This window comes from Porphyrobacter sp. MBR-155 (genome assembly GCF_040547625.1).
Taxonomy (GTDB): Bacteria; Pseudomonadota; Alphaproteobacteria; order Sphingomonadales; family Sphingomonadaceae; genus Erythrobacter.
Map to the genome: position 1 here is coordinate 84,956 of NZ_JBEPQB010000008.1, position 21,820 is coordinate 106,775.

The following is a 21,820-nucleotide window of genomic DNA, read 5'->3' on the forward strand; positions in this document are numbered from 1 at the left end:
TTCAGAATGACAAGCTGATTTCGGCACCAAATCGCCGCGGACGGCCTTTCCACACGAAGCCACCGGGCGAAAATTCGGTGTTGTAATCCTCGTCAAACAGGTTCTGCGCAAAGGCGGAAAGTTTCCAGCCGTCCTTTTCCAGGCTGACCCGCGTGTCGATAATATCGACCGGATTGCGCGACGTCGAGTTGACCAGATCCCACCACGTCCGCCCGGTGCGGCGGTAATCGGCGCGGGCCACCAGATCCATGCCCCGGGCAATCTCTGACCGGTGCTGCGCGGCAAAGTTGAAGGTCGAACGGCTGACGCCGGGCAATTTGTTGCCCAGCACCGATGGATCGGCAAAGCTGCGGATTGCGCTGTCGGTGTAGCCATAGCCCACGCTGAGATCGAGCGAATTGGTCGCGCGCAAGGTGGCATCAACCTCAAAACCCTTGAGCCGCGACCGCGGAACATTGCCGAGGTTCTGGGTCGAATTTTCCGCCAGAAACACGAAGAAGTAGCTGTTTTCCGACTTGGTAGTGAACCCGCTGACATTGAACGTCAGCGCGCGGTCCGCCGTGCGGGTCTTGGCACCAATTTCGATGGTTTCAGCAATTTCAGCCTCGAAAATGTCATTGACGCCGACAATGCCATTGGCTGCCGCGACCGCGCCCACGCCGGTCTGGTTGAACCCGCCCGAACGGAAACCACGGCTCCACCCGCCGAACAGCGTGACGTCTTCAATCGGCTTGTAAGTCAGCGTGGCCTTGGGCTGCCATGCATCGAAGGTGCGGCGGCGCACTTCGCCCGTCTGCCCTTCGGGGAATCCCGGAATATTGGGCAGGAACGCGGTCGGCGTCAGTGTGGTGTTGCTGCGCCGGTCGCGGTCATAGCGCAAGGATGCGTCAAACCGCAGTTGGTCGTTGATCTTCCATACCGTGTTGCCAAACAACGCCCAGGCGAAATTGTTCTGCCCATCGGCAAGGAAGCTGAACTGCGGGTTCAGCGGATTGGTGGTCGGTTCGCGAAACACCGGGAACACGCCATTGTCGGTATCAATCATATTTCCAACCGAGATGAACCGCTCGGTATCGACCAGATAGCCACCAGCGATAAATTGCACCGGCTTGTCCACCGGGGATTCGTAACGCAATTCCTGGCTGAACGCCTTCACGTTGAGATATTGGCTCTGGTTTAGGTCAAAGCCGTTGCCCTGACCCAGGATCGCTTCGAACAGGTTGAAGAAGAAGGAATCGGGAATCGGCAGAAAGTCGAAGGCATCGCCGGTCAGAATTTCCGTGACGGTGTCATATGACGTGACCGATGCGAAGGTGCCGAAATCGCTTTCGTGGCTGACGCGCAGCGCGACATTGTAGAGATCGCGATTATTGATGCCGGCATTGTTCACCTGCACCGGCACCGATGTGTCGTTCACGTCATTGACGATGTTGTAATACAGCCCCTGTGTGCGCAACTGGCCGACACTGCCGCGCAGGTCGAGCGTCAATTCAGGCGTGGGTGTCCAGAGCAGGTTGCCGCGCAGGTTGAAATCTTCAACCGGATCAGCATCTTCCCCCAGAAATTCGTTGCGGATCAGGCCTTTGGTGTCATACCAGCTGCCCGCCACACGGAACTTCAGGTTCTCGGCCAGCGGGCCTGACATATTGCCACGCAGGTAATAACCAATGCCGTTGTCGATCCCGGCGGTCAGCTTGCCGCTGAGTTCGTCGGTCGGTTGCTTTGACGTGATGATGATCGCGCCGCCGATCGCATTGCGACCATAGAGGCCGCCCTGCGGGCCTTTGAGCACTTCGATCTGCTCGATATCGACCAGTTCCTGATTGAACTGCGCCGGATTGATCTGCTGCACGCCGTCAACCACCACCGCGACCGATGGTTCGCTGTTGCGGTTCTGCGAAATGCCGCGAATGATGACGAAGGAAAAACCCGCATTCTGCACTTCGACCAGGCTGACGTTCGGCGTCAGCGCGATGAAATCGGATGGCCGCTCGATCCCCTTGGCTTCGATCGCATCGGAGGTGAAGGCGGTGATCGAAGCCGGCACGTTCTGCAGCGATTCCGAACGCCGGGTCGAGGTGACGATGATTTCGCTCGAACCTGCAGGCGCGCGGTCGGTTGCGACATCTTGCTGATCAGCAAGCTCCTGAGCCTGAACCGGAACAGCGCTGGCAGCCGCAATTGCCACAAGGCTTACCATTGGCGTTCTAAGCGATTTCATCATTCTCTCTCCCCTGTGCGCGCTCAGCGCGACGCTCTTATGGCGACCCCATTGTGCCAGAGGAGTTACAAAATTCGCAATGCGAAGTCAACTTCGATATGCGAAAAATAATTGACCCTTACTAGACCCCTTCTTGACCCCAGCTAGACCCCGCCTAGACCCCGTTCAGCCACCCTGCCCTTGCGGTTTCAGCGCTGCCTCCAGCGTCGGCCAGCGTTTCAGCGCCGCCTCGATCTCGCCCGCCGCAGTGCGCAGCAAGGGCAGCCGGGTGCGAACCAGCTCATCTTGCGAAATGCGGGTGGTGGAGGTGGAACAATTGATCGCGGCAATCACGCGCCGATCCCGTCCGAACAGCGGCACCGCGACCGACACGATGCCGTAATCGAGTTCATCCAGCGCCGAATCGTAACCACGCTCCGCCACCAGCGCCAACCGCGCAGCCATTGCCGCGCCATCAGTCACCGTGCGTTCGGTAAAGCGTTGGAACGGGGCGCGCGCCAACAGTTCGGCGCGCTCGCGATCCGGCAGATGCGCCGCCAATGCCTTGCCCAGCGAGGTTGCGTGGAACGGAAACCGCGTGCCGACATTGGCCGCCACCCGAAACCGCCGGTCGGTAGAAACATGGGCAACATACAGGATCTCTGGCCCTGAAAGCACCGCAAGGCTGGCACTGTCGCCGGTCGAATCGCGCAAGGATTGCAGCGGGGCTGCGACCACGTGTTCGATCTGCATCGACGCCAGGAACGCCGAGCCAATCGTCAGCACCGCCGGGCGCAGCAGGAACTTGCGTTCGTGTTGCCCCACATAGCCCAATTCCACCAGCGTGATCAGGCACCGCCGCGCCACTGCCGGGGGCAGCGCGGTCTTGGCCGCCACCTCGCTCAGGGTCATTTCCGGGTGATCTTCGTCAAACGCCTTCAATACGCGCAAGCCGCGTTCCAACGTGGAAAGGTATTCGGGGTTTTTGGCTGTCAGGTCAGCCTCTGCGGATCCCATGTTCTGGCCTTTCGATGCTGCGGCGGACATCCGCATCATCCGCGCCCAATACCGGGGGGGCGGTGACGCTGTCCATCCGTTCACCATCAAAGGTTAGCGGAAAACGGATCGTGCGGAAGGTGCCGTGGGGGCCATCGGGATCGCTGACCTCAATGCCGAGCGCCTTGGCCTGTTCGCTCGCAAGAACTTCGGCGCTGTCGAGCACGGCGGAATTGGGCACTTCCAGCCGGGTAAGATCCGCTGTCCATGCATCGCGCGGGCGGGCGGCAAAGATCGGCGCGAGGAAGCCAAGGACATCGTCATAATGCGCAATCCGCGCCTCGCGACTGGCAAAGGCGGGCAGGCTGAGCATATCGGGCTGGCCCACAGCGATTGCCAAATTCTCCCAGAACTTGGGCGGTGATGACATATGCAGTGCGATCCATTTACCGTCGGCGCATTGGAACACATAGCTCTGGCTGACATGCGGGCGGCTATACGGCCCCATCACCTGATCGGCGGATAAGAGGTGGGTGAAATCGTCAAGGTTGAAGTGGCACATGGCCTCGAACATCGAGGTTTCGACCACCCGGCCCTTGCCCGTGATATGGCGTTCATTCAGCGCGGCGAGGATGCCCAAGGCAGTGTAGAACCCGGTCATGGCATCGGCGATGGCGGGGCCGACCACGCGCGGGTGCTGCGGGTTGACCAGCAGGCGCAGAAACCCGCTCGCCGCCTGAGCAACCGTATCGAAAGCCGGACGATCGCGATCCGGCCCTTCGTTGCCGAAGCCCGAGATCGAGGCATAGACCAGCGCGGGATTGATCGCTTGCAGCCGCGCCGCATCAACATTCAGGCGATCCGCCACGCCGGGGCGGAAGTTCTGGATGAACACATCGGCAGTGGCGACCAGCTGATCGAGCACGGCGAGATCATCGGGCTGTTTGGGATCAATCGTGATTGACCGCTTGTTGCGATTATAGGTCTGGAAATGCGGCGAATAAAGCCCGCCTTTGAACGAGCGGAACGGATCGCCGGTGCCCGGCTGTTCGACCTTGATGACATCCGCACCCATGTCAGCCAACAGCATCCCGGCGGCTGGGCCAGTGATGAAGGTGCCCATTTCGAGCACGGTGACGCCGGTTAACGGCCCCCCTTTCTTGCGAAGTTTTTCCTGGGCTGTCATCCGCCTGATCCCACCTTGTATCTTGACAATAGAGCGTTAGTATATTCTTCGCATAACGAAATCAACTTCGAATATCGAAAAGGAACGCCCCATGCGCATCGGCAAGCAGGATAACGCCGTCACTTCGATCTGCACATCGGACGCGACCAGTATCACCGTTCGCGGACTGGATCTGTGCAACGACGTCATCGGCAAGGTCGATTTCACCAGCTATTTCTGGCTGCTCGTAACTGGCACCATGCCAGATCCCCGGCAGAAGGCGCTGGCCGATGCGGTGTTGTGCGCGATTGCCGAACATGGCTTGGTGCCCAGCGTGGTCGCCACCCGCATGACCTATGCCGCCGCGCCTGAGGCGTTCCACGGCGCGGTGGCAGCCGGGCTGCTCGGCTGCGGATCGGTGGTGTTGGGCAGCGCCGAGGTGGCAGGCAAGTTCTACGCCGCCTGCGTCGCCCGCGCAGAGGCGGAAGGGATCGAACCAGCAGAAGCGGCCGCGGCAGCGATCAAGGAGCTTCGCGCTGAAAAGAAGGCGATACCCGGCTTTGGCCACCCGCAGCATTCCGGCGGCGATCCGCGCGCGCATCGGCTGTTGGCGCTTGCCGGGGAACTTGGCGTGAACGGCGCGCATATCGCGATGCTGCACACCATCCAGACCGTGCTGCCGGCGACGATTGGCCGTCCGTTACCGATCAACGTCAACGGCGCGATTCCCGCCGTGATGCTCGATGCAGGGTTCCCGCTCGCGGCGCTCAAGGGCATTTCGCTGCTTGCCCGCACCGCCAGCCTGATCGCGCATCTGCAGGAAGAAACAGAACGGCCCATCGGCTTTATCATGAGCGGCGCAGCAGCGCAGCGTATCGGGTTTGACGACGGCACCGATTAACAGGGCCCCCGCCCGCACCCTTGCCAGCATCGGCCTGCAGCGCCATTGAGGGGGGAGAGACAGGAGACCCCAATCCATGCGTCAGATCGATCATTTCATTGTCGGCACCAGCCCCGCTGTTACCCGCAAACACCAAATCTGGAACCCGTCGATCGGCGAGGTTCAGGCCGAAGTTGCGCTCGGCGATGCCGCGCTGCTGGCCCGCGCGGTGGAAACCGCCAAGCGCGTGCAGCCCGGCTGGGCCGCCACCAACCCGCAGCGCCGCGCGCGGGTGATGTTCGCGTTCAAGCAGTTGATCGAAGCCAATATGCAGAGCCTTGCCGAACTGCTTTCATCAGAGCACGGCAAGGTGATCGACGATGCCAAGGGCGATATCCAGCGCGGGCTGGAAGTGATCGAATATGCCTGCGGAATCCCGCAGGTGATGAAGGGCGAATATACCCACGGTGCCGGGCCGGGGATCGATGTCTATTCGATCCGCCAGCCGCTGGGCATCGGTGCGGGGATCACCCCGTTCAATTTCCCGGCGATGATCCCGATGTGGATGTTCGGGATGGCGTGTGCGGCAGGCAATGCGTTTATTTTGAAGCCCTCGGAACGCGATCCTTCGGTGCCGGTGCGCCTCGCCGAATTGTTCGTGGAGGCGGGCGCGCCTGAAGGCCTGTTGCAGGTTCTCCACGGCGACAAGGAAATGGTCGATGCGATCATCGATCACCCCGATATCGCCGCGATCAGCTTCGTCGGAAGCTCCGACATTGCGCAATATATCTATGGCCGCGGCACCGCCTTGGGCAAGCGGGTGCAGGCGTTTGGCGGGGCCAAGAACCACGGGATCGTGATGCCCGATGCCGATCTGGATCAGGTGGTCAACGATCTGGCGGGCGCGGCATTTGGTTCGGCGGGTGAACGCTGCATGGCGTTGCCGGTAGTGGTGCCGGTGGGAGAGGACACCGCCAATGCCTTGCGCGAAAAGCTGATCCCCGCGATCCACGCACTGCGCATCGGCGTCTCCAACGATCCCGATGCGCATTACGGCCCGGTGGTCACGCCCGAACACAAGGCGCGGGTTGAACAGTGGATCACCACCGCAGAGGATGAAGGCGCAGAAATCGTCATCGATGGGCGCGGGTTCACGTTGCAGGGGCACGAAAAAGGCTTCTTCGTCGGCCCGACGCTGATCGACCGCGTGACGCCGCAGATGAGAAGCTATCAGGAAGAAATCTTCGGCCCCGTTCTGCAAATCGTGCGCGCCGATGATTTCGAACACGCGCTGCGCCTACCGTCCGAACATCAATATGGCAACGGCGTCGCGATTTTCACCCGCAACGGCCACGCCGCACGCGAATTTGCAGCGCGGGTCAATGTCGGCATGGTCGGGATCAACGTGCCGATCCCGGTGCCGGTCGCCTACCACAGCTTCGGCGGATGGAAGCGGTCTGGCTTTGGCGACATCGACCAGTACGGCACTGAAGGTCTGCGGTTCTGGACCAAAAGCAAGAAGATCACCCAGCGCTGGCCCGATGGCGGCGGAGATGGCAGCAACGCCTTCATTATCCCGACGATGGGGTGAACTGGCGGGCGCACGCGCGGCGGCATTGGCGCAATCGCGCGCGCTTTCGCGCTTTGCTTGCCAAGCTTTTTGTGTCTAAGGCCCGCGCGCCATGATAAATACCTATCTCTTCACACCTTGCGCCAAGGCCGCAGGCTAAGCCGCGCTGGACATAGAATGAAGCGGGTATTCGCCAATATGGGCTGGCTGCTGGGCGGACGCGGGTTCAACGCGGTGCTCAGCCTTGTCTATCTCGCCATTGCCGCGCGCACTTTGGGCACCGAAGGTTTCGGTCATTTTGCGCTGATCATCGCGCTGGGGCAGGCGATCATGGGATTTGCCAGTTTCCAGACCTGGCAGTTCATCGTCCGCTGGGGGGTCAATGATGCCGCACCCGGCGTGGATATTGCGCGCGCGCGGGAGGCGACCGGGTTTGCGGTCGCGCTTGACCTGCTGTCGGTCGTGGGCGGCACGCTGGCCTCGATCATCGTCGTGCTGACCGCGCCCTTGTGGCTCGATGTGCCGCCTGACCTGTTGTGGCTCACGTTTTTCTATTGCGTGATTTCGCTGATCTCGATCCGCGCCACACCAACCGGAATACTGCGGCTGCATTTCCAGTATGCCAAGGCAACCGCCGCCGAAGCGGTGCAGCCGATGATCCGCACGGCAGGCGCGGTGCTGGCGTTGTTTCTGATGCCCAATGTGACCGGGTTCATCCTCGCCTATGCGGCGTCCGAAGTGGCGACCGCGCTGGCGCTGTGGGTGGCGGCGGCGCGGGTGCAACCGGTCAGCCTGGCATCGGTCAACCTGCGCACCATCCCCGCGCAGCACAAGGATGCGTGGCGGTTTGTGTGGTCAACCAATATGTCGGGCAGCCTGACGGTGGCGGGCAAGCAGGTGATGATCCTGCTGGTCGGGACATTTGGCGGGGCGCAGTTGGCGGGCGGGTTCCGCATCGCCAGCCAGTTGGGACAAGCCTTGATCGCGCTGGCGCAGACGATCTCCAAGGCGATCCTGCCCGAACTGGTGCACGCGCGCGATGATGCGCTGGACATCGCCCGGCGCATGGCCAACATCGCGGCGATTGCCGGGGTGGCGGCGGTGGTCACTGCGATCCTGTTCGGGCGCGAAGGGCTGGATCTGATCGCGGGCGACGACTTCCGCAGATTTTACTGGGTGATGATCATCCTTTCGATCGCCGGGGCGGTCGAACTGGTCGGCGCGAGCCTTGAATCGCTGCTGGTATCGGCAGGCAAGGCGCACGTCGCCTTCATCGTGCGAGCCGTGCCGACCGTGCTTGCGCTGGTGCTGCTGGAAACCGCCATCGACTGGAACGGCGCGAAGGGCGCAGCCTTTGCGATCCTGGGGTCGAGCGCGCTGGCGGTGGTCGGGTTCTTCGTCGCGATCATGAACCTCAGGCAGTTCCGACTGGTGGTTACGCCGGAGGAGCAAGCGGCAGCGCCGCCGCCTCTTCCTCCAGAACGGTAATAGCTACCCTTCAAACACCAGCTTCGGCTTCCTTGCCGCTGCCGTTTCATCCAGCCGCCGCCGGGGTGCGTAATAGGGCGCTTGTTTCAGCGCCTCATCCCCTGCCAGCGCGCGCTCCACCACGGCGCGGAAGGCGGTGATGAACTGATCGATCGCCGCCTTGCTTTCGGTTTCGGTCGGTTCGACCAGCATCGCGCCGTGCACGACCAGCGGGAAATACACCGTCATCGGGTGATAGCCTTCGTCGATCAGCCCCTTCGCCACGTCCAGCGTCGAAAGCCCGCCGGTGAAGTCCTTGTCGCCAAACAGCGCCTCATGCATGCACGGGCCGCTGGCGGCGAAGGGCGCGTGGAGGATGTCTTCCATCGATCGCAGGATGTAATTGGCGTTGAGCACCGCATCCTCGGCCACCTGTTTCAGCCCGTCCGCGCCGTGGCTGAGCATATAGGTAAGCGCGCGGGTGAACATCCCCATCTGCCCGTGAAACGCGGTCATCCGGCCAAAGCTCGGCCCGCGTTCTTCGCGGTGTTCTTCCTCGACGAGGTAGTACGTGCCATCGGCCTGCTTGCGCACGAATGGCAGCGGCGCGAAGGGCGCGAGCGCTTCGGACAAGACCACAGGCCCTGACCCCGGTCCGCCGCCGCCGTGCGGTGTGGAAAAGGTCTTGTGAAGATTGATATGCATCGCATCAACGCCAAGGTCGCCGGGGCGCACCTTGCCGACGATGGCGTTGAAATTCGCGCCGTCGCAATAGACATATCCGCCCGCCGCATGGACCGCATCGGCGATTTCGCGGAAGTCTTTTTCGAACAATCCGCAGGTATTGGGGTTGGTGATCATCACCGCCGCCACATCAGGGCCCAGCCGCGCCTTCAGCGCCGCGACATCAACGCGGCCTTCGGGCGTCGCGGGGATATCCTCCACCCGGTAATTGGCAAAGGCAGCGGTGGCGGGGTTGGTGCCGTGGGCGCTTTCGGGCACCAGCACCACTTCGCGCGCATCACCGCGTGCCTCGTGCGCCGCGCGGATCGCGAGGATCCCGCACAGTTCGCCATGCGCGCCGGCCTTGGGGCTCATCGCGACGGCGGGCATCCCGGTCAGCTTGCACAGCCATTCGCCCAATTGGCTGATGACTTCGAGCGCGCCCTGCACCGCCGATTGCGGGGCGAGCGGGTGAACATCGGCAAAGCCCGGCAGACGCGCGACTTTCTCGTTAAGGCGCGGGTTGTGCTTCATGGTGCACGAACCGAGCGGGAAGAACCCGAGGTCGATCCCGTAATTCTGGCGGCTAAGGCGGGTGTAGTGGCGCACCGCCTCCGGCTCGGTCAGGCCGACGAGTCCGATGGGTACAGACCGCGCCAACCCGGCGAGGCGGGTGGGAGCGGCGGCATCAACCGCAGGCAAATCAACCCCGGTCACATCGCCGCGCCCGATTTCGAACAGCAGCGGTTCTTCGAGCATCAGCGCGCGGTTGCCGGTGGTCGTCGATGGACCATTGTGCATCCCGTCTTTGGAGGCGATCATGGCGGGCTTCCAGCCAGATTGGTTGGGGGAAGTCATAGTTCAACTCCGCTCGTGCTGAGCCTGTCGAAGCACTGTCCTTCTTCGAGCGCAGGCCGTTGAAAAGAGAAAAGCGGCCCTTCGACAAGCTCAGGGCGAACGGGAGAAAAATCGCTCACTTGACGGCCTCCTCAAGTTCGCGAGCCAGGCGTTCAATATCCTCTTCGGTGGTGGTTTCGGTCACCGCCACCAGCAACGCGTGATCGAGCGCCGTAACCCCGCCATAGAGCCGCCCCAATGACACCCCGCCCAGCACACCGCGATCCGCCAGATCGCGGATGATTTCGCGCGCGGGCTTGCCATCGAGGATCAGGGTGAATTCGTTGAAAAACGCCGTGTTGAGCACGCGCACCCCCGGCACCCGCGCCAGCCGATCCGCCGCAAGGCAGGCGAGCCGGTGGTTTTCTGCCGCCAGTTGGCGCAACCCCGCCTCCCCCAGCAGCGTCATGTGGACAGAGAAGGCCAGCGCGCACAGGCCCGAATTGGTGCAGATGTTGCTCGTCGCCTTTTCGCGGCGGATGTGCTGTTCGCGGGTCGAGAGCGTCAGCACAAACCCGCGTTTCCCTTCGGCATCAGTCGTTTCGCCGCACAGTCGCCCCGGCATCTGGCGCACGTGTTTGGGATCACGCACCGCGAACAGGCCAAGGTATGGCCCGCCGAATTGCAGCCCGACGCCCAGCGATTGCCCCTCACCCACCACGATATCCGCGCCCATTTCGCCGGGCGACTTGCACGCGCCAAGCGCCACGGGTTCGGTATTCACCACCACCAGCAGCGCGCCCTTGGCGTGGGCGGCCTCGGCCACCAGGGCAAGATCGCTGATCCGGCCGAGGATATCGGGATATTGCACCACCACGCAGGCGGTGTCGTCATCGATCCGTGCGATCAGACCGGCAAGATCGGGCTCCGGCGTTATTGCGGGCATGGCATCGGCGATGGTGTCACCAGTGAACTGCGCCATCGTCTTCACCACCTGCGCATAGTGCGGATGCAGCGCGCCCGACAGCACGGCGCGGCTGCGGCGGGTGACGCGGGTCGCCATCGCCACCGCTTCCCAGCACGCGGTCGAACCGTCATACATCGAGGCATTCGCCACCGCACAACCATAGAGCCGCGCGACCTGCGTCTGAAATTCAAACAGCATCTGCAAGGTGCCCTGCGCGATTTCGGGCTGATACGGGGTATAGGCGGTCAGAAACTCGCCGCGCTGAATGATTGCGTCAACGCTGGCGGGGACGTGGTGGCGATAGGCCCCTGCCCCGAGGAAGAACGGCACCTCGCCCGCCACCAGATTCTTCGCCGCCAGCGCCTTCATGTGGCGTTCCACCGCCATCTCGCTCGCGTGCATGGGCAGGTCGTGGATCGGGCCGTCCAGCCGCGCGACCGCAGGCACGTCGACGAACAGATCATCAACGCTAGCCGCGCCGATTTTTTCGAGCATCGCGCTGCGGTCAGTATCGGTGAGAGGAAGATAGCGCATCGGTGCAGTGTCCGTGGTTGGGGGGGTGATGTCAGGCGGCGGGCGGCGTGCCGGTCACAGCGCCTCGACGAAGGCCTTGTAACCGTCTTCATCCATCAGCTTGTCCAACTCACCCTCGTCAGCGATGGTCATCTTGAAGAACCAGCCGTCATCTTCGGGCGCGGTATTGACCAGCGCGGGATCATCTTCCAGCGCGGGGTTCACTTCGGTGATTTCGCCGGTGATCGGGGCATAGACATCGCTCGCCGCCTTGACGCTTTCGACCACGGCGGCATCCTTGCCCTGTTCGATCAGCGCGCCTGTTTCGGGCAGTTCGACGAACACGATATCGCCCAATTGCCCCTGCGCATATTCGGTGATGCCGACGGTGGCGATCCCGTCCTCAACGTCGATCCATTCGTGTTCATCGGTGAAATAACGGGTCATGGTTCAGCTCCCTCTGAAATAGCGGTGGGGGACAAAAGGTGTCGGTGAAACAGTGGCGGCAAGTCGCTTGCCCCGCACTTCGACTTCAAGCGCGGTGCCGATGGCGGCATGTTCGCTCGCAACGTAAGCCATCGCGATGGGCGCGCCCAATGTGGGCGAAAATCCGCCGCTGGTGACGGTTCCGATGTGGTCGCTTCCCGCAAACACCTCGGCCCCTTCGCGGGCGGGCAGGCGGCCATCAATCCTGAGGCCGACCCAGCGCCGCGCGGTGCCTTCGGTAATCTCACGGATGATCCGGTCAGCGCCGGGGAAGCCGCCCTCGGTTCTGCGGCGCTTGTTGATGCCGAAGATCAGGCCCGCTTCGATCGGCGATGTGTCGGGCGACATATCATGGCCGTAAAGCGGCAGCCCAGCCTCCAGCCGCAGCGAATCGCGCGCGCCAAGGCCGATCGGTTGCACTTCGGGTTCGGCGCAGAGCAGCGTCGCGATATCCTCGGCAGCGGCGGCGGGGAGCGAGATTTCGAACCCGTCCTCCCCCGTGTAACCCGCCCGCGCGATGGTGACATCGTGGCCCGCGATGGTGAAGCGGCCAAACCGCATGAAGGTGAGCGCCGACAGCGGATATTCGCCCACGGCATGGCGCGCCAGCGCGTCCGCCGCCTTGGGCCCCTGCAAGGCCAGCAGCGCGTGTTCATCCAGATGGTTCAATGTAATGTCATCGGGCAGCGCTTCGCGCAGAGTGCCGATATCGTCCCACTTGGTCGCGCCGTTGACCACCAGATAAAGCGCATCGGGCCAACGCGAAACCATCAGATCATCGAGCACGCCGCCATCGTCATCAAGCAGCAGCGAATAGCGTTGCTGGCCGAGTTTGAGCGTGGAGAGATCAATCGGCAGCACCGCTTCAACCGCTGCATCCAGATCGGGGCCTGACAACAGCAGTTGGCCCATGTGGCTGACATCAAACAGACCCGCGTTCTCACGCGTCCAGTTATGTTCGGCGACGATACCCCCGGACGGCCCGGCATAGTGGATCGGCATGTCATAGCCCGCAAACGGCACCATCCGCGCACCCCGCTCCCGGTGCCACGCATCCAGCGGCAACGGATCAAGCGGCAGGTCTTCGAGATGTTCGTCAAAATCTTCTGGGATATCGTGGTCGGTCACTTGAGGTCTTCCCGGCAGAATACGGCAGTCCGACGGGCCTGTCGGCACCGCCACGATCCTGCCCCCTCTGTCGGGTGACCTGAGAGACTGACCCTGCGCAAACGCGCGCAAGGCTTACCCCTTCGGTGGCCACGGATATTCATCCGGGGCGCTTTCCAGAGTGTCACGCAGCCGAGCGGTCCATTGGCCTGAGAGTTTCCGGGGCGGTTGCTCCTTCGGCGCCGCGCCCCGTTTGACCGGGGCAACGGGCTCTCCCGCTCGTCCGCCCGCACAAGAATCGCTTCCCATGCGGATGACCCCTTGCGCTTGCGCGATTTGCTGCATTGCGTCAATCGGGGACGGCGCAGTTTGCCCCGCGACAATCGCATTTGCCTGCGGGTAAGCCGCCGACTAAAGACGCAAGCCCATGAACCTCACCGAAATCTATCTGATCGCGCTTGCCATCATTTTCGCCGTGCCGTGGCTGGTGTGGCGGATATTGCGCATTGATTACTGGGCACCGCTGGTGGTGGTGCAGATCGTCGGCGGCATCCTGCTCGGCCCCGGCGTGCTGGGCGCGGCGTTCCCCGATTACTACGCCTTCGTGTTCCGGCCCGATGTGATCACCGCGCTCAATGGCGTCGCGTGGTGGGCGGTGATGCTGTTCGTGTGGATCGCGGGGATCGAACTCGATCTGTCGCAGGCATGGAAACACCGGCGCGAAACCGGGCTGACCGCCGGTCTGGCGCTGGCGGTGCCGTTGATCGCAGGCACGATTGCCGCTGCCGTCATCCTGCAATTTCCCGGCTGGCGCGGGGCAAACGGGCACTATTGGCAAGTGCTGCTGGGCGTGGGCATGGCCTGCGCCGTCACCGCGCTGCCGATTCTGGTGCTGTTCATGGAAAAGCTGGCGATTCTGCGCCAGCCCATCGGACAGCGCATCCTGCGCTATGCCAGCCTGGATGATATCGCGATCTGGGGCGTACTGGCGATCATCCTGCTCGATTGGGAACGGATCGGGCGGCAGGCGCTGTTCCTTTTTGGCTTTGCGATCGCGGCGCTGGCGGTGCGGTGGTTGATGAAGCGGCTACCGGAAAGCGACCGCTGGCCGGTGGGGCTGATCTGGCTGGCGCTATGCGGGCTGGCAGGCGACTGGTCGGGGCTGCACTTCATGGTCGGCGCGTTTCTGGCGGGCATGGTGCTCGACGCGAAATGGTTCGGGCATGAGGCGATGGACCGCTTCCGCAATGTCGTGCTTTTGACGGTGATGCCGGTGTTCTTCCTGTCCACAGGCTTGCGCACCGAATGGCAGGGCGGCGGGCTGGCGGTGTTCGGCGCGGCGGCGCTGCTGCTGGTGGCGGCAGTGGGGGGCAAATTGGCGGGCGTGCACATTGCCGGGAGCGTGCTCGGCTGGAGCCGCGCCGAGGCAAGCCTGATCGGCTGGCTATTGCAGACCAAGGCGCTGATCATGATTATCTTTGCCAACATCCTGCTCGACAAGGCGATCATCACCCCCACCACCTTCACCGCGCTGCTGCTGATGGCGGTGGCGAGCACGATGCTGACGACGCCGCTGGCGACGCCCTTGCTCAAACGCTTGGGAGAACGGGTGCGCGCGGCGGCGTAAGCCCGATCAATCGAGGTTCGGCCGCAGCCAGCGCTCCACCGTCGCCAGATCAACCCCGCGCCGCGCGGCGTAATCTTCCACCTGATCGCGGCCCACGCGCGCCACCCCGAAATATTGCGATTCCGGGTGGCCGAAATAAAAGCCGCTGACCGCCGCCGTCGGCCACATGGCAAAGCTTTCGGTCAGGGTCAGCCCAGCGTTCGCCGGCGCATCGAGCAGATCGAACAGGATCGGTTTCAGCGAGTGATCAGGGCACGCAGGATAGCCCGGCGCGGGGCGGATGCCGCGATATTGCTCCTTGATCAATGCCTCGCAGGTGAGTTGTTCGCCCGGCGCGTAGCCCCACAATGTCGTGCGCACGTGCTGGTGCAGCGCCTCGGCAAAAGCCTCAGCGAACCGGTCCGCCAAGGCTTTCAGCAAGATGTCGGAATAATCATCCTTGTCGGCCTGAAACCGCGCGCTGTGCGGCTCGATCCCGTGAATGCCGACCGCAAACCCGCCAATCCAGTCGCCATTGGGGTCGATGAAATCGGCAAGGCACATATTTGCCCGGTCACGGCTTTTCTTTACCTGTTGGCGCAGGAACGGCAGGCGCACGTGCTGTTCCTGTTCGGCGAGGTGGATCGTCACATCATCCCCGTCGCGCGCGCAGGGCCACAGCCCGGCAACGCCGCGCGCGGTCAGCCATTTTTCGGCGATAATCTGGTCGAGCATCGCATTGGCATCGGCGAATAATTGCGTCGCGGTTTCGCCCACCACATCATCGGTCAGGATACCGGGATAATTGCCGTGGAGTTCCCATGCACGGAAGAACGGCGTCCAGTCGATAAAGGTGCGCAGGTGCTCCAGCGACCAGTCATCGAACACGTGCACTCCCGGTTGCTGCGGCGGGGCGGGTTTATCTGACAGGAACGCATCGTAGAAATTGGCGCGTGCCTCATCAATGCTCAGCAGCACGCTTTGCGACCTGCCTGCACGGGCATCGCGGACGTGGGTGTATTCGTCCGCAACCTGCGCGACGTAATCATCGCGCTGGGTGTCGGACAGCAACTTGGACGCCACCCCCACCGCGCGGCTCGCATCGAGCACATGGATCACCGGGCCTTCGTAAGCCGGGTCGATCCGAAGCGCGGTGTGCACCTTGCTGGTGGTCGCCCCGCCGATCAGCAGTGGCATGGTGAACCCTGCGCGCTGCATTTCCTCGGCCACTGTTACCATCTCGTCGAGGCTGGGCGTGATCAGGCCCGACAGACCGATCATGTCGGCCTTGTTGTCATTGGCGGAGGCGAGGATCGTCGGCCACGGCACCATCACGCCGAGGTCGATCACGTCATAGCCATTGCACTGCAATACAACGCCGACGATGTTCTTGCCGATGTCGTGAACATCACCCTTGACCGTGGCCATGATGATCTTGCCCTTGGCCTTGCGCTCTTCCTCAGGCAGCAGGTCTTTCTCGGCCTCGATAAAGGGGATCAGGTGCGCGACCGCCTTCTTCATCACGCGCGCGGATTTGACGACTTGCGGCAGGAACATCTTGCCAGAACCGAACAGGTCGCCAACCACGTTCATGCCGTCCATCAACGGGCCTTCGATCACTTCGATCGGGCGGCCGCCATTGGCCGCGCGCGCGGCGCGGGCTTCTTCGGTGTCTTCAACCACATAGGCGTCGATGCCCTTGACCAGCGCATGTTCGAGCCGGCGTTCAACTGGCCAGCCGCGCCATTCCTCGGCGGCCTTTTCGTCGGCGACCGATTTGCCCTTATAGCTTTCAGCAAGGTCGATCAGGCGCTCGGTCGCATCTGACCGGCGGGCGAGGATCACGTCCTCGCAGGCATCGCGCAGGGTCGGGTCGATCTGGTCGTAAACGTCCAATTGCCCCGCGTTGACAATTGCCATGTCGAGGCCCGCCGGGATCGCGTGATAGAGGAAAACCGAATGCATCGCGCGGCGCACGGTTTCATTGCCGCGAAAGCTGAACGACAGGTTCGATAGCCCGCCGGACGTCTTGGCGTGGGGGCACTGCGCCTTGATTTCCTTCACCGCTTCAAGGAAATCGAGGCCGTAGCGGTCATGCTCCTCAATCCCCGTCGCCACCGCGAAAATATTGGGGTCGAAGATGATGTCTTCAGGCGGGAAGCCTTCGCCCACCAGCAGATCATAGGCGCGCTTGCAGATGTCGATTTTGCGCTGCCGGGTATCGGCCTGCCCAACCTCGTCGAACGCCATCACCACCGCCGCCGCGCCGTAATCCATGCAGATGCGCGCCTGTTCGAGGAACTGCGCCTCGCCCTCCTTCATGCTGATCGAATTGACGATCGGCTTGCCAGAAACGCATTTCAGCCCCGCCTCGATCACATGGAATTTCGATGAGTCGATCATCACCGGCACGCGGGCGATATCGGGTTCGGCAGCGATCAGTTTGAGGAAGGTGGTCATCGCGTGGACCGCATCGAGCAGCCCTTCATCCATGTTGACATCGATCACCTGCGCGCCATTTTCGACCTGCTGGCGCGCGACTTCGACCGCAGCGGCGTAATCGCCCGCCATGATCAGCTTCTTGAACGCGGCGCTGCCGGTGACGTTGGTGCGTTCACCGATATTGATGAAGCGCGCGGAGGATGGCTGGGTCACTTGCTTGTCTTTCAGGTCAATTCAGGCCGCAACTGTGAACGGCTCAAGCCCCGCCAGCCGCATGGCAGGCGCTGGATGCGGCACTTCGCGGGGTTTCGATGCTGCCACCGCCTTGGCAATCGCGGCGATATGGTCAGGCGTCGATCCGCAGCACCCGCCAAGGATGTTGACCTGTCCGTGATCGGCCCAATCCGCCACTAGCCCGGCGGTCGTCTCCGGCGCTTCGTCATATTCGCCCAGCTCGTTGGGTAGCCCCGCGTTGGGATAGATCATCAACAGCGTATCGGCGATCTGCGAGAGCACCTTGACGTGCGGGCGCAATTGTTCAGCACCAAAGCTGCAATTGAGGCCGATGGTGAGCGGCTTGGCATGGCGCACCGCATACCAGAATGCCTCGACCGTATGGCCCGACAGGTTGCGGCCCGAAAGATCGGTCAGCGTCATCGAGATCATCAGCGGAATGTCGCGCCCGGTGTCACGCTCCAACTGCTTGACCGCCATGACCCCGGCCTTGGCGTTCAAGGTATCGAATACGGTTTCGATCAGGATAAAGTCAACCCCGCCTTCAATCAGTGCGGCGGCCTGATCTTTATAAACCGCGACCAGTTCATCGAAGGTGATTTCGCGGAAACCGGGGTCTTCGACATCGGGGCTTAAGGACAGCGTCTTGTTGGTCGGCCCGATCGCGCCTGCAACGAACCGGGGCTTGCCGTCCTTCGCCGCATATTCATCCGCCAGAGCGCGCGCGATTCTGCCGCTGGCGATGTTGATGTCCGCAACCAGATGTTCGGCCTTGTAATCGGCCTGGCTGATCGCGTTGGCCGAAAAGGTGTTGGTCGAGACAATGTCCGATCCCGCGTCCAGATAGGCCCGCGTGATATCCGCAATCACATCCGGGCGGGTCAGCGCGAGGATATCATTATTGCCCTTCTGATCGGCGGGCAGGCCAAGGGTGCCGGCGTAATCCGCCTCGCTCAATTTGCGGTTCTGGATCTGCGTGCCGAATGCGCCGTCAAAGATCAGCACACGGTCTTTGGTGGCGGCGAGCAGACGTTCACGCGCGCTCATGCGGCTTCTCCAACAGGACGTTTGCCGAGCAGGTGGCAAATCGCATAGGCCAGTTCGGGGCGGTTGAGGGTGTAGAAGTGGAAATCGCGCACGCCCCCTGCATAAAGGCGGCGGCAAAGTTCTGCGGCGACTGTGGCGGCGACCAGTTGGCGCGCGGCGGGCTTTTCATCCAGCCCTTCGAACAATCCGTCCATCCACGCCGGGATCGCCGCCCCGCAGGCGCCAGCGAATTTGCGCGCCTGCGCGACATTGGTGACAGGGAGGATGCCCGGCAGGATCGGCGCATCGATGCCTGCCGCAGCGCATTGATCGCGGAAAGCGAAGAAAGTTTCGGCGGAGAAGAAGAACTGGCTGATCGCGCGGGATGCCCCTGCGTCCAGTTTGCGCTTCAGGTTATCGATGTCGGATTGCGGGCTTGTCGCATCGGGGTGGGTTTCGGGATAGGCGGCGACCGAAATGTCGAAATCGGCGATGTCCTTCAGCCCTGCGACCAGCTCTGCCGCGCTGGCATAGCCTTCGGGGTGCGGGGTGAAGGGCGCGCCGGGCTCACCTGCATCGCCGCGCAGCGCGACGATATGGCGCACGCCAGCGTCCCAATATTGTTCCGCCACTTCGCGGATGTCCGCCTTTGACGCAGCCACGCAGGTGAGGTGCGCGGCGGCGGGCAATCCAGCTTCGGCGATGATCCGCGCAACCGTGGCGTGGGTGCGTTCACGCGTCGATCCGCCCGCGCCGTAAGTGACCGAGACAAAGCTGGGGCCGAGCGGTTTCAACTGTGTCACCGCGTCCCACAATTGCGCTTCCATCTTTTCGCTTTTCGGCGGGAAGAATTCAAAGCTCACTGCCACGTCGCCGGGAAGACCGGAAAACAGCGGCGCATCGGTGGCGGTGCGGTATTCGTGAAGCTGGTCGAGGGTCGGGGTCATCGGGCGGTTTCCGTGGCGGCGGTTCTGGAAGCGGCATCTGCGCGGCGTTTGGCGATCCAGATCTTGACGATCAACTCGCCCCCTTCGAGCGCGATTGGCGCGGCCGCGGTAAACCCGGCGGCGCGCAACAGATCGGCCATCTGGCGATTCCCAAAGCCCAGCCGCGCGTGCTGATGGCGGGTGCGCAGTTCCTCGTGGTCGTGGCTGGCGAAATCGACGATTGCAATGCGCCCGCCTGCGCGCAGCACCCGCGCCGCTTCGGCCAGCGCCGGGGCGGGATCGGTGGCGAAATGCAGCACCTGATGCAGCAGCACGGTATCGAAACTGGCATCGCCATGCGGCAAATCGGCAAAATCACCCTGCACCAATTCGATCTGCGCGGTCGGCAGGTGTTGCAGTTTCGCCCGCGCCACCCGCAGCATTTCGAGGTTCTTGTCGAGCGCGACGATGCGTTCGGCCTGTCCGGCGAACAGTTCCGCCATGCGCCCGGTGCCGGTGCCGATATCGAGCACCGCGCCCAGCGGCGCATCGGCAAGCGCAGCGGCTAGCGCCTGCTCAACTTCGGCATCAGGACTGTGGAGCGCGCGCAGATCATCCCATTCGCTGGCGTGACGCGCGAAATAGACTTCCGCTGCTGTCTCACGCGCGGCGCGGATCGCGGCGAGTTTGCGCCGGTCAACCTCGCACAATTCGGCAAAGGCAGGCTCTGCGGATTCGGCAATCGCTAACAGCGCCTGCGCGGCTTCGATGATCGGCGCGGCGGCGCCTTCGGCATCGGCTTGCCGCAGAAACACCCAGCTGCCTTCGCGGCGGCGTTCGGCCAGCCCCGCATCGCACAGAATGCCAACGTGGCGCGATACGCGCGGCTGGCTTTGCCCCAGCACCTGCGCCAATTCGCCCACCGCCAGTTCCATCGTGCCCAGCAGCCGCGCAATGCGTAGCCTGGTCGGATCGCCCAGCGCCTTGAAGATATCCTCGATCACCATCGCAGATATCATATAAAGATATTTTTATATGTGTAAATCGTCCCTGCAGGGATTCGCGCCAAATGCGCGGCCAGCGACGCTAAATCACTGCCCCGCCGCCGACCCGCCGGGGTTGGTAGCCTGCGCGGCCTGCACCGCGACGAAATAGTCGACGATGTCGGGGATCGCCTTTTCATCCACCGGGGCCTTGTAGGTCTCGATCATCTTGCCGATGATCGATTCCCACTTCGCGCGCGGAACCTGCGGCTGTTGCAGCATGGTTGATGGCGAATGGCAGGCTGTGCAATTTTCCACCACCGCCTGCAAGCCGGGGCCGGGTGGCAGTTCGGCGGGATCATCGGGCAAGGTAATCGCCGCATCGGCAAACACCACGTCCGGCCTGCTGTCACAGCCTGCCAACAGGACTGCAAGGATGATCGCCCAATGTTTCATTGCGCCCTCAAGCTGATACGTTCGATGACATTGCGGGCATAGCCGCTCGGGTTCCACGCCTGTTCGGCGGGCTGCGTTATCCCGTTGGCATTGGTGGCGCGCGCGCCGATTTGCGTCAGATCGCCGGTCACTTCAGGAATGCGCAGCGACCAGCGCCGGAAGCCGTATGTGCCTTCATCCGGGCCAAGTTCGCACGGCAATTCCAGCCCCGCACCCACCAGATCGACTTTGGCGAGCGCCGCGTCGCCGCCCATCGCAATCCCGCGCAGTTCCAACGGCTGACCCAGCGCGATGATCGCGCCATCGGCATGGCTGGTGATGAAGGAGCGCGGCGGCATGACGCTGACCGGGACCGTTTCGAAACCCTTGTCCTGCGGCGTTACCGGGGCAACCGGAACCCGATATGTCTTGGCGACGTAGTAGCTATCATCATCGCCGGTCAGCACTTCGATGGTGCTGAGCATCTTGACCCAATAGGTCGAAAACCACCCCGGCACCACGATCCGCAGCGGGTATCCGTGCAGCAGCGGCAGCGGTTCGCCGTTCATGCCCCATGCCACCAGCACATCATCGCGCATGGCGATATCGATCGGGATCGATTTGATGAATTGCGGCGCGCCGTCCACCATCGGCACATCCAGCCCGGCAAAGCGCACGCGCGCGGCGCCATCGGCCACGCCTGCTTTGGCCAGCACATCCTTCAACCGCACCCCGGTCCAGCGCGCGCAGCCCATCGCGCCATTGCCCCACTGGCCTCCGGTGACGCGCGGCTGTGAAAACCCGCGGCCATTGCCCGCGCATTGGTTGATCGCGACCACATCGACATGATCGCCCGCATTGGCGATATCATCCAGCGTCAGCGACACCGGCTGCCGCACCGCGCCGCCCACCGCCACGCGGTGTGCAGCGGCGTTGATCTGGGTCGGCATGTCCCAGTTCCAGCGCACGAAGAACCGGTCATTGGGAGTGATCGTGCCCTGATCGAACACCGCCATCGGGGTTTCGAGCACCGGGGGGCGGACGCGATGGACGACCATTTCGCCCTTGCCCGGAAATCGCGGGGTAAGCGGACGCTCGCTCGGCCCGCCGGGCAGGCCGAGGTCGATCATCCCGTCACCGATCAGGCGCTGTGCCAGCACCGGCGCGGCCAATACACCGCCGCCCGCTCCGGCCAGCAACGCACGGCGGGTCAACCGGGATCGCGCCGTGCCATTCGCATCTTTGCCGTCCGCCATC

The 21,820-nt window shown here is 62.9% G+C and carries 17 protein-coding genes and 2 riboswitches; of the genes, 4 read left to right on the forward strand and 13 right to left on the reverse strand.

Annotated features, from left to right (window positions below; translation table 11 throughout):
- Position 1: 1 nt before the first annotated feature.
- The 3 genes from ABIE62_RS10370 to ABIE62_RS10380 all read right to left on the reverse strand — a co-directional run bounded on the left by ABIE62_RS10370 (position 2) and on the right by ABIE62_RS10380 (position 4,382).
- A complete protein-coding gene (locus ABIE62_RS10370) occupies positions 2 to 2,224 on the reverse strand; it encodes a TonB-dependent receptor (protein ID WP_354325787.1) in 2,223 nt (740 codons plus the stop codon).
- Positions 2,225 to 2,386: 162 nt separating this feature from the next.
- The gene (locus tag ABIE62_RS10375) at positions 2,387 to 3,217 is read right to left on the reverse strand and encodes an IclR family transcriptional regulator domain-containing protein (protein WP_354325789.1); all 831 of its coding nucleotides are present in this window, start codon (positions 3,215 to 3,217) and stop codon (positions 2,387 to 2,389) included.
- Positions 3,198 to 4,382, reverse strand: coding sequence for a CaiB/BaiF CoA transferase family protein (locus ABIE62_RS10380; protein WP_354325791.1), 1,185 nt, complete (start codon positions 4,380 to 4,382; stop codon positions 3,198 to 3,200). Before ABIE62_RS10380 ends, ABIE62_RS10375 begins: the two co-directional genes overlap by 20 nt.
- Before the next feature lie 91 nt (positions 4,383 to 4,473).
- Here ABIE62_RS10380 and ABIE62_RS10385 point away from each other — a divergent pair, with 91 nt between their 5' ends.
- The 3 genes from ABIE62_RS10385 to ABIE62_RS10395 all read left to right on the forward strand — a co-directional run bounded on the left by ABIE62_RS10385 (position 4,474) and on the right by ABIE62_RS10395 (position 8,299).
- Positions 4,474 to 5,262 (forward strand): citryl-CoA lyase, encoded by a 789-nt coding sequence (locus tag ABIE62_RS10385; RefSeq protein WP_354325793.1) that lies wholly within the window; start codon positions 4,474 to 4,476, stop codon positions 5,260 to 5,262.
- A 76-nt stretch (positions 5,263 to 5,338) separates the two neighbouring features.
- Positions 5,339 to 6,832 (forward strand): CoA-acylating methylmalonate-semialdehyde dehydrogenase, encoded by a 1,494-nt coding sequence (locus ABIE62_RS10390; RefSeq protein WP_354325795.1) that lies wholly within the window; start codon positions 5,339 to 5,341, stop codon positions 6,830 to 6,832.
- Positions 6,833 to 6,988: 156 nt separating this feature from the next.
- Positions 6,989 to 8,299, forward strand: a complete 1,311-nt coding sequence (locus ABIE62_RS10395; protein WP_354325797.1) for a lipopolysaccharide biosynthesis protein — start codon at positions 6,989 to 6,991, stop codon at positions 8,297 to 8,299.
- A 3-nt stretch (positions 8,300 to 8,302) separates the two neighbouring features.
- Here ABIE62_RS10395 and gcvPB read toward each other — a convergent pair whose 3' ends face one another.
- From gcvPB to gcvT, 4 genes are all read right to left on the reverse strand, one after another.
- A complete protein-coding gene (gene gcvPB / locus ABIE62_RS10400) occupies positions 8,303 to 9,859 on the reverse strand; it encodes an aminomethyl-transferring glycine dehydrogenase subunit GcvPB (RefSeq protein WP_354325799.1) in 1,557 nt (518 codons plus the stop codon).
- Positions 9,860 to 9,974: 115 nt separating this feature from the next.
- The gene (gene gcvPA, locus ABIE62_RS10405; RefSeq protein WP_354325801.1) at positions 9,975 to 11,339 is read right to left on the reverse strand and encodes an aminomethyl-transferring glycine dehydrogenase subunit GcvPA; all 1,365 of its coding nucleotides are present in this window, start codon (positions 11,337 to 11,339) and stop codon (positions 9,975 to 9,977) included.
- Between the two features lie 54 nt (positions 11,340 to 11,393).
- Positions 11,394 to 11,765, reverse strand: a complete 372-nt coding sequence (gene gcvH, locus ABIE62_RS10410; protein ID WP_354325803.1) for a glycine cleavage system protein GcvH — start codon at positions 11,763 to 11,765, stop codon at positions 11,394 to 11,396.
- 3 nt (positions 11,766 to 11,768) lie between these two features.
- Positions 11,769 to 12,932: a glycine cleavage system aminomethyltransferase GcvT gene (gene gcvT / locus ABIE62_RS10415; protein WP_354325805.1), complete on the reverse strand. Its 1,164-nt coding sequence runs from the start codon at positions 12,930 to 12,932 to the stop codon at positions 11,769 to 11,771.
- Between the two features lie 57 nt (positions 12,933 to 12,989).
- Positions 12,990 to 13,098, reverse strand: a riboswitch (glycine riboswitch).
- A riboswitch (glycine riboswitch) is annotated at positions 13,099 to 13,199 on the reverse strand. It abuts the riboswitch before it with no gap.
- A gap of 139 nt (positions 13,200 to 13,338) precedes the next feature.
- On the opposite strand from gcvT, the gene ABIE62_RS10420 reads away from it, so the two are divergent.
- Complete coding sequence (locus ABIE62_RS10420; RefSeq protein ID WP_354325807.1) at positions 13,339 to 14,538, forward strand: cation:proton antiporter; 1,200 nt, start codon at positions 13,339 to 13,341, stop codon at positions 14,536 to 14,538.
- Between the two features lie 6 nt (positions 14,539 to 14,544).
- Here the strand turns inward: ABIE62_RS10420 and metH are convergent, their stop codons facing one another.
- From metH to ABIE62_RS10450, 6 genes are all read right to left on the reverse strand, one after another.
- Positions 14,545 to 17,172 (reverse strand): methionine synthase, encoded by a 2,628-nt coding sequence (gene metH / locus ABIE62_RS10425; protein ID WP_354325809.1) that lies wholly within the window; start codon positions 17,170 to 17,172, stop codon positions 14,545 to 14,547.
- A 21-nt stretch (positions 17,173 to 17,193) separates the two neighbouring features.
- Positions 17,194 to 18,240: a homocysteine S-methyltransferase family protein gene (locus tag ABIE62_RS10430; protein WP_354325811.1), complete on the reverse strand. Its 1,047-nt coding sequence runs from the start codon at positions 18,238 to 18,240 to the stop codon at positions 17,194 to 17,196.
- Positions 18,237 to 19,166, reverse strand: coding sequence for a methylenetetrahydrofolate reductase [NAD(P)H] (metF, locus tag ABIE62_RS10435; RefSeq protein ID WP_354325813.1), 930 nt, complete (start codon positions 19,164 to 19,166; stop codon positions 18,237 to 18,239). Before metF ends, ABIE62_RS10430 begins: the two co-directional genes overlap by 4 nt.
- The gene (locus tag ABIE62_RS10440; RefSeq protein ID WP_454184751.1) at positions 19,163 to 20,152 is read right to left on the reverse strand and encodes an ArsR/SmtB family transcription factor; all 990 of its coding nucleotides are present in this window, start codon (positions 20,150 to 20,152) and stop codon (positions 19,163 to 19,165) included. The genes metF and ABIE62_RS10440 overlap by 4 nt, the downstream gene beginning before the upstream one ends.
- A gap of 84 nt (positions 20,153 to 20,236) precedes the next feature.
- The gene (locus ABIE62_RS10445; protein ID WP_354325817.1) at positions 20,237 to 20,584 is read right to left on the reverse strand and encodes a hypothetical protein; all 348 of its coding nucleotides are present in this window, start codon (positions 20,582 to 20,584) and stop codon (positions 20,237 to 20,239) included.
- Entirely contained in the window at positions 20,581 to 21,819 is a 1,239-nt protein-coding gene (locus ABIE62_RS10450; protein WP_354325819.1) for a molybdopterin-dependent oxidoreductase, read from the reverse strand. Before ABIE62_RS10450 ends, ABIE62_RS10445 begins: the two co-directional genes overlap by 4 nt.
- Between the last annotated feature and the right edge of the window lies 1 nt (position 21,820).

Coding starts and splice junctions, on each gene's coding strand:
- ABIE62_RS10370 (WP_354325787.1), bottom strand. CDS start 2,224: ATGATGAAATCGCTTAGAACGCCAATGGTAAGCCTTGTGGCAATTGCG.
- ABIE62_RS10375 (WP_354325789.1), bottom strand. CDS start 3,217: ATGGGATCCGCAGAGGCTGACCTGACAGCCAAAAACCCCGAATACCTT.
- ABIE62_RS10380 (WP_354325791.1), bottom strand. CDS start 4,382: ATGACAGCCCAGGAAAAACTTCGCAAGAAAGGGGGGCCGTTAACCGGC.
- ABIE62_RS10385 (WP_354325793.1), top strand. CDS start 4,474: ATGCGCATCGGCAAGCAGGATAACGCCGTCACTTCGATCTGCACATCG.
- ABIE62_RS10390 (WP_354325795.1), top strand. CDS start 5,339: ATGCGTCAGATCGATCATTTCATTGTCGGCACCAGCCCCGCTGTTACC.
- ABIE62_RS10395 (WP_354325797.1), top strand. CDS start 6,989: ATGAAGCGGGTATTCGCCAATATGGGCTGGCTGCTGGGCGGACGCGGG.
- gcvPB (WP_354325799.1), bottom strand. CDS start 9,859: ATGACTTCCCCCAACCAATCTGGCTGGAAGCCCGCCATGATCGCCTCC.
- gcvPA (WP_354325801.1), bottom strand. CDS start 11,339: ATGCGCTATCTTCCTCTCACCGATACTGACCGCAGCGCGATGCTCGAA.
- gcvH (WP_354325803.1), bottom strand. CDS start 11,765: ATGACCCGTTATTTCACCGATGAACACGAATGGATCGACGTTGAGGAC.
- ABIE62_RS10420 (WP_354325807.1), top strand. CDS start 13,339: ATGAACCTCACCGAAATCTATCTGATCGCGCTTGCCATCATTTTCGCC.
- ABIE62_RS10430 (WP_354325811.1), bottom strand. CDS start 18,240: ATGAGCGCGCGTGAACGTCTGCTCGCCGCCACCAAAGACCGTGTGCTG.
- metF (WP_354325813.1), bottom strand. CDS start 19,166: ATGACCCCGACCCTCGACCAGCTTCACGAATACCGCACCGCCACCGAT.
- ABIE62_RS10440 (WP_454184751.1), bottom strand. CDS start 20,152: ATGGTGATCGAGGATATCTTCAAGGCGCTGGGCGATCCGACCAGGCTA.
- ABIE62_RS10445 (WP_354325817.1), bottom strand. CDS start 20,584: ATGAAACATTGGGCGATCATCCTTGCAGTCCTGTTGGCAGGCTGTGAC.
- ABIE62_RS10450 (WP_354325819.1), bottom strand. CDS start 21,819: ATGGCGGACGGCAAAGATGCGAATGGCACGGCGCGATCCCGGTTGACC.